6 protein-coding genes and 2 pseudogenes are annotated in these 5,817 nt (G+C 67.4%); 3 read left to right on the plus strand and 5 right to left on the minus strand.

What is annotated here, in order from left to right; all coding sequences use genetic code 11:
* Positions 1-473 precede the first annotated feature (473 nt).
* Both ACFVFH_RS35605 and ACFVFH_RS35610 read left to right on the plus strand, forming a co-directional pair.
* A pseudogene (locus tag ACFVFH_RS35605) lies at positions 474-575 on the plus strand (NAD(P)-dependent oxidoreductase); the annotation flags it as partial.
* Between the two features lie 94 nt (positions 576-669).
* Entirely contained in the window at positions 670-1,224 is a 555-nt protein-coding gene (locus ACFVFH_RS35610; RefSeq protein ID WP_383777074.1) for an NAD-dependent epimerase/dehydratase family protein, read from the plus strand.
* Here ACFVFH_RS35610 and ACFVFH_RS35615 read toward each other — a convergent pair.
* A pseudogene (locus ACFVFH_RS35615) lies at positions 1,219-1,368 on the minus strand (IS5/IS1182 family transposase); the annotation flags it as partial. The gene ACFVFH_RS35610 and the pseudogene ACFVFH_RS35615 sit on opposite strands and share 6 nt — an antisense overlap.
* Before the next feature lie 97 nt (positions 1,369-1,465).
* Between ACFVFH_RS35615 and ACFVFH_RS35620 the strand changes: the two are divergent.
* A complete protein-coding gene (locus tag ACFVFH_RS35620) occupies positions 1,466-2,017 on the plus strand; it encodes a hypothetical protein (RefSeq protein ID WP_383777077.1) in 552 nt (183 codons plus the stop codon).
* An 856-nt stretch (positions 2,018-2,873) separates the two neighbouring features.
* Here ACFVFH_RS35620 and ACFVFH_RS35625 read toward each other — a convergent pair.
* The 4 genes from ACFVFH_RS35625 to ACFVFH_RS35640 form a co-directional block, all read right to left on the minus strand.
* Complete coding sequence (locus tag ACFVFH_RS35625) at positions 2,874-3,260, minus strand: toxin-antitoxin system YwqK family antitoxin (protein WP_383777080.1); 387 nt, start codon at positions 3,258-3,260, stop codon at positions 2,874-2,876.
* Positions 3,257-3,643 carry a YwqJ-related putative deaminase gene (locus ACFVFH_RS35630; protein WP_383777083.1) on the minus strand — a complete coding sequence of 129 codons (387 nt, stop codon included), beginning with the start codon at positions 3,641-3,643 and terminating at the stop codon, positions 3,257-3,259. Before ACFVFH_RS35630 ends, ACFVFH_RS35625 begins: the two co-directional genes overlap by 4 nt.
* Positions 3,636-4,112, minus strand: a complete 477-nt coding sequence (locus ACFVFH_RS35635; protein ID WP_383777086.1) for an SUKH-3 domain-containing protein — start codon at positions 4,110-4,112, stop codon at positions 3,636-3,638. The genes ACFVFH_RS35630 and ACFVFH_RS35635 overlap by 8 nt, the downstream gene beginning before the upstream one ends.
* A 28-nt stretch (positions 4,113-4,140) precedes the next feature.
* A partial coding sequence (locus ACFVFH_RS35640) for a YwqJ-related putative deaminase (protein ID WP_383777088.1) occupies positions 4,141-5,817 on the minus strand: 1,677 nt, incomplete at its 5' end.

Consider the following 5,817-nt stretch of genomic DNA (forward strand, 5'->3'; position numbering starts at 1 on the left):
TCGACCCACGCGACTTCGACGACAGATTCGTCAGAACCTGCGCCCCCATGTCGAACTTCATCCAGTCCCCCTGCCGAGTCTGCGCAAACAAATGTGCTGACCATGCCTATCAACTCCGGGGAGCCGAAGCAATCGAGGGCCTGGTGGCTGTGGGCGGACTGTTACAGGGCCGCCGGGAGCACGGCACGGGTCATGAGGTGCGAAGACCAGCGGGCTTGACCGGATGACGGGAAACGGGAGCCCTCCCGGCACAACGAGACCCCCAAGGATCTCCCGCCGATCTCCACATCGTGCACACGAGCACGAGGGCGCCGGCCGACGTCGACTCCTCGGCGATCGTGGCTGCCGATGAGAGGATCACAGCCTGCCCGGATCAGCGCGTTGACGAGGCCGAACGGTGGAGGTGTGCGGTGAAGCCGGGAACAGTGGTCGTCACCGGGGCGGCGGGGAACATCGGCTCAGTCGTGCGCCGGGTGTTGCGCGGTGAGGTGAGCCGCCCGGTCCTGCTCGACCGCGTTCCGCTCCAGGTCGAAGCCGCGAACGAGGTGGTTCAGGTCGTCGATCTCCGGGACGCGGCCGCCGTCGGGGCCGCGCTCGCGGGTGCGGACGCCGTGCTTCATCTGGGCGGCCTGGCGGACGAGGCGCCGTTCGAGGATCTCCTGGACGCCAATGTGGCTGGGCACCCACCATGTCCTGGAAGCCGCCCGCCGTGCGGCGATTCCGCGAGTCGTACTGGTGGCCAGCAGCAACCGCGTGAGCGGGTTCTGTCCCACGGCCCATCGCACCGGCCCACAGGAGCCGGTGCGCCCCGACGGCCTGTACGGGGTGAGCAAGGCGGCCATCGAGGCCCTGGGGCGGCTGTACGCGGACAAGTTCGATGTTTCCGTGATCTGCCTGCGTATCGGCAGCTTCGAGGAGGCACCCACCGAGTCGCGCCACCTGGCGACTTGGCTCAGCCCGCGTGATGCCGTCGGATTCTGCCGCGCCGCGCTCACCGCTCCGCTCTCCACACGCTTTGCCACGGCGTACGCCGTCTCTGCCAACACCCGCCGTTTCTGGGAACTCCCCGCAGAATCCGAACTGGCCTGCACACCCATCGACAACGCCGAAACACATGCGTCGCACATCACTGACGCCGATGTCCCCGCCGATGCCGATGCCGATGCCCCGCAGTCCGGCCCGTATGCCCTGCCCGAGTTCACGTTGAAACACCTCCGGCCCTGACCTGTCCTCGGCCCCCGATTCCTCCCGGGCCTCGCAGGCGTTCCGGTTGCCCGACAGTGGCTGTCCGACCACAACGACCGAGCGGGTGTCAGCGTCGATGACGACCTGGTGGTTGGTGGAGTACCGATAGTTCTTCGACTGCTCGACTGCTCGACTGTCGAGCAGTCGCGGGTGGGCAGCCACATCAAGATCATCTGAATCATGACCGACGGTTGCGGGACACCCCTTGGCATCGCCCCTCATGATCGCAGTGGTCGTCACCATCGGGCCGGCGTTCGTCGGCTATGTCGTCACCTACCTCAACAGCTTGCGTCTGTCGCAGCGCCAGGAACGTCTTGCTCGCGTGAATCGCCAGCCCAGCGACTTCTACGGGCCCCTGTTCGCCCTCACGGAGGCCAACGGCCGCACCTTCAGCGCGTTCGTGGAACGGCACGGTCGCCCTGGCGGAAAGTCGCCGTTCGCTCGTGAGTCCCCGCCCACTTCCGAGGAGCTCACCGAGTGGCGGCTCTGGGTCACTACCGTCTTTCTTCCGAACATCCAGGCCATGCGCGACCTGGTCATCAGACACGCGGACCTGTTGAGCGAACCAGTGATGCCGCCGCTCCTGCTCCAACTGTGCGCCCATGTGTCCGGCTACGAGATCACAACTGCCCGATGGGCCGAGGGACACCATGACCGCCACCTCTCGGTGGTGTCGTTCCCCAGCGAGGAACTCGCCGCCTACGCACGCCAGGGTTTCTCCGCGCTGGAGAGAGCACAGGCCCGGCTGTTGGGGCAACGGCAGGGGACCTGACCGATGGGCGGCGTTGACCTCGGCGTGGGCGAGGGCCGGGGCGTGGTGAGGGGGAGCGTCGGCGATCTGTTCGCAACGCTCCAGGGGTGTCGGCGTGCAACGGGTCCATGAACTCGCTGACGCACTGGTCGGAGGCGTCCTCGGTGCCGTGGTGTACGGCATCGTCGGCATCGGGCGAGCCGCGAGGTGTCCGGGGAACTCACCGACGCCCGTCAGGCCATCATCTGGACACCCGGTTTCTGGAGGAGCAGCCGGCAGACCTCGCACGGCTCCGTGGGCCTGCCGTGATCGGGGCGCCCTTGGCCACGGACCATCTTGGAGATGATGGCGGATCCCGCGAAGTGCGGCGCGGCTTCGTCGAGCGTGCTCGTGCGGTGATCCGCAGCACGGCCCACCGAACGGCGCCCCGGCACGTCTTCTTGAGCGAGGACGGAGCCAGGCTGGCGAGCGCCTCTTCCAGTTCGGCGGCGTCATCGGACGGCGTCCGGACCTCGGGTGCGATCTGCTCCGCGATGTCGAAGAACGGCCACGACTCTTCGACGCCGTACGCGTGAGCCTCCCCCCGAGCCGTACGACGCGGATACTTACGCACCAGCAGAGCATCGGAATTCGCGTGTCGGTACGCCGCGGAGTCGTCGCTCCGGTCGATGGCACACAGCCGCTCGCTCAGTACACGGGCAGGGGCGTCGGTCACTTCAGGACCCGACCTTCACTTCCGGGCAGGCCGGGCATTGCGATGTCGGCCCGCTCACGGGGCTCCGCGAGCCGCACGGCGCCCGTGCCCGCGCATCAGCGGGGTGCGCGAGCACTCGTGGGCGAACCGGTCCCTGGCCGCCGTCACTCCGCTGCCGACGGGCTACTGTCCCTGGCTTGCACGCCAGTTCTTCGTCGGTCGTCCTTCTTCGTCCCAGCGGCGCTCGGCGAGCATGGTCATACCGTTCTCGGAGAACTCCACCTCGGCGGCGAGCACACCGTTCGGATGCCATTCCCTGGACACGCCCACCGGACGTCCCTCACGGGCCGTCGCCTCGGACCGGGGCGTGCCGTCCTTGTACCACTCGCGGCTGGGCCCGTGCTGTACCCCTGCCACGTAGGAGTCCAGGCTGACGACGGCATCGCCCAGACGCTCCTCGACCTCGCCGGTGAAGAGTTCGCCTCTGTACAGCAGGCGCTGCCCCTCATCCATGTCGAATTCGGCATTATCGACAGCAGGATGCCCAGGGATCTCCCCGGCTTCCGTCAAGCCATCACCTGCACGCTCAACTTCTGGAGCAGCAGGCGGCAGACCTCGCACGGTTCCGTGGGCCTGCCGTGATCGGGGTGCCCTTGGCCACGGATCATCTTGGAGATGATGGCGGATCCCGCGAAGTGCGGCGCGGCTTCGTCGAGTGTGCTCGTGCGGCCATCGTTCCGTGCGGAGTCGAACGCCCACAACTGGTCGGACAGCAGGGCCGATTCAGCGCAGCGCCCGGTGAACGGCTTGCGTACGTCGGCCGGTAGCGATTCGACGAACGAACGGATGGCGGGATGGAGATCGACGGTGCCTTCCCCCACCAGGCTGGTATGGCTGACCACCTGGCCGCCGATCAGCAGGGAGGAAGCTACGGCGGGGAATTGCTCAGACAAAGTAATCCTCCGCGTCAGGGTCAGGCGCGCCGATCAGGAATCGGGAGAACGCATCCATCGTGTTCTCTCCCAGGTAGTACCCGCCGGTGTGGTGGAGATGGAAGAAGCGCTCCTTCTCGTCGACCAGGAGAATTCCGTACTCGGAAGACTCGTAGCCGACCGGGAAGAGTTCCGTACCGAGTCCGAATGACAGTTCCTGGATGACTCGTGCGTCGCCCTCGTAACCGAGGGTCGGATCCATGATCCAGGAGACGTGCTCCACCGTGGGGTGCTTGAGGCGCAGCAGACCGAAGGCGTGGATCACATGCACCGCGGCGGGTACCGGACGGAGGGGACACCCCTGGCGTTCGGCGTCCTGTACCCGCACCTGAACGAGTTCGTCGGCGCGTTGCCCGATGTCGCGTCCCGGGGACCAGCCGTTTGCGACGAGCCAGTCGCGTACTTCGGGTGCCAACTGTTCGGAGCTCATTATCCGTTCCGTTCCGTGAACTGGGGATTTACGAGTGTACTCGGATTCCCAGTTGGGGCAGCACTTCTGCGCAGGAGGCACATGGTGGAAGGAAGGTGTCCTTCTGTCGTTCGAGTACGCCCGTCTTCCGACTGAAGAGGTCACCGATCTGGCGTGTATGCATCACGCCGCCTTCCAGTGCCTTCTTTGCGTCATCGACCGTCTGAATTGATTTCCCCGTGGGGTCCAGCTGATGCAATCGGTCGCTTATCAGAGATACCTCGGCGCACTTTCCGTGACCAAATCCTCTTTTTGCTCCGGGCATTGCATCAAGCTTTGTGCCGACATCGTTCAGAATTTTTTCGAGGACCTTGTGCGTTCTCGGAAGCTTCTGACCGTGCATTTTCGTGGTGCTGCTGTGCGTGGAGATCGTGTTGTCGTGCAGGAAACTTCCGGCGCAGCCGGATTCGAGGTGATTCTGGCCGGGGGGTGCCGCTCCCTCCGGAGCCTTGAGCGCGTCATCGGCGAGGGCGGACGCTTCTCGTTCGAGGACAGAAAGCTGATCCTTCAGGGGAAGGTGGGACACGTCCAGGGCCGGTCGCCGGAAGTGACGCATCTTGTCCGCGCTCTGGCCGTGCCAGCCGGGCTGGGGTTCCACGGGCTTGCCCTGCGGCTCGTTGCCGGGGCCGTCGCCGCCGGGGTGATCCGGGCCGTCAGGGCCGTGCGGGCCGTCGGTGCCGTGCGGGCCGTCGGTGCCGTGCGGGCCGTCGGGGACGCCGTCGCCATGGGGCGCCCCGTCGTCGGACCCGTGGTGCGGGGTGCTCTCGTCCGCCCCGTGGTGTGCGGCGTCGTCGGCGTGGCTGCTGGGGCCGTGGTCGTTGTGGTGGGTCGGGGTCGGGTCGTGCGGCCCCCGCGGGCCGTCGCCGTGGCCGCCGCCGTTGTTGTGGTTTCCGGGGCTGTCGTTGTGGCCGCCGGGGTGGGTGCCGGGCGGTTCGTGGCTCGCGGAGGGGCCGTGGCCGAGGTCGTCGGCGTGGCCGCCCGGGAGGTGGTCGCCCGCGTGGCCGCCCGGGACGTTGTCGGCGGGGTGGTGGGTGCCGGGGAGGTCGTCGGTGAAGCGGCCGGTGTCGCCGAGGTGGACGGGGTCGGTGAGGTCGCTGCCGAGGTGGATGGCGTTGTCGCCCGCGTCGGCGCCGATGTGTGCGGCGTTGTCGGCGGTGTGGGCGCCCGCGCCGACCAGGGCCGGCTCCCTGCCCGGGGTGTGCGGGGTGTGCGGGGTGTCGGTGTGCGGGGTGGTGGGGTCCGGGCCGTCCGTGTGCGGGACGGTGGGGGAGCCCTCCTTGGGGGCGTCCCCGGCCTTCTGGACGATGTCGCCGTGTTCGTCGAGGAGGTTGCCGTCGTGGTCGAAGTACTGGACGGGGGCGTCGGTGTGGGTGGGGAGCTTGGTGGTGTTCTCGGGCAGGACGGGGACGTCGTCGGGGAACTTGACGTTCCCTTCCGGGAGTTTGACGCCGCCGTCGGGGACCGTCGCGCCGTCGGGGATGTGGAAGGTGCCGTCGGGGAGCTTGAGGGAGCCTTCGGGCAGGGTGATGGCGTCGTCGGGGAGTTTGGGGATGTCGATGTTGCCGATGCCCTTGAGGCCTTTGGTGATGTCGCCGATCTTGGAGAGGCCGGCGCCTGCGCCCTTGGCGATGTAGGTCATGGGGTCGATGACCTTGCCGGCTTTGCC

Origin of the sequence: Streptomyces sp. NPDC057697, assembly GCF_042799335.1 — a bacterium.
Lineage (GTDB): Bacteria > Actinomycetota > Actinomycetes > Streptomycetales > Streptomycetaceae > Streptomyces.

What these genes read in the sequence shown, in the direction of transcription:
- ACFVFH_RS35610 (WP_383777074.1), top strand. Translation starts at nt 670, where the DNA reads ATGTGGCTGGGCACCCACCATGTCCTGGAAGCCGCCCGCCGTGCGGCG.
- ACFVFH_RS35620 (WP_383777077.1), top strand. Translation starts at nt 1,466, where the DNA reads ATGATCGCAGTGGTCGTCACCATCGGGCCGGCGTTCGTCGGCTATGTC.
- ACFVFH_RS35635 (WP_383777086.1), bottom strand. Translation starts at nt 4,112, where the DNA reads ATGAGCTCCGAACAGTTGGCACCCGAAGTACGCGACTGGCTCGTCGCA.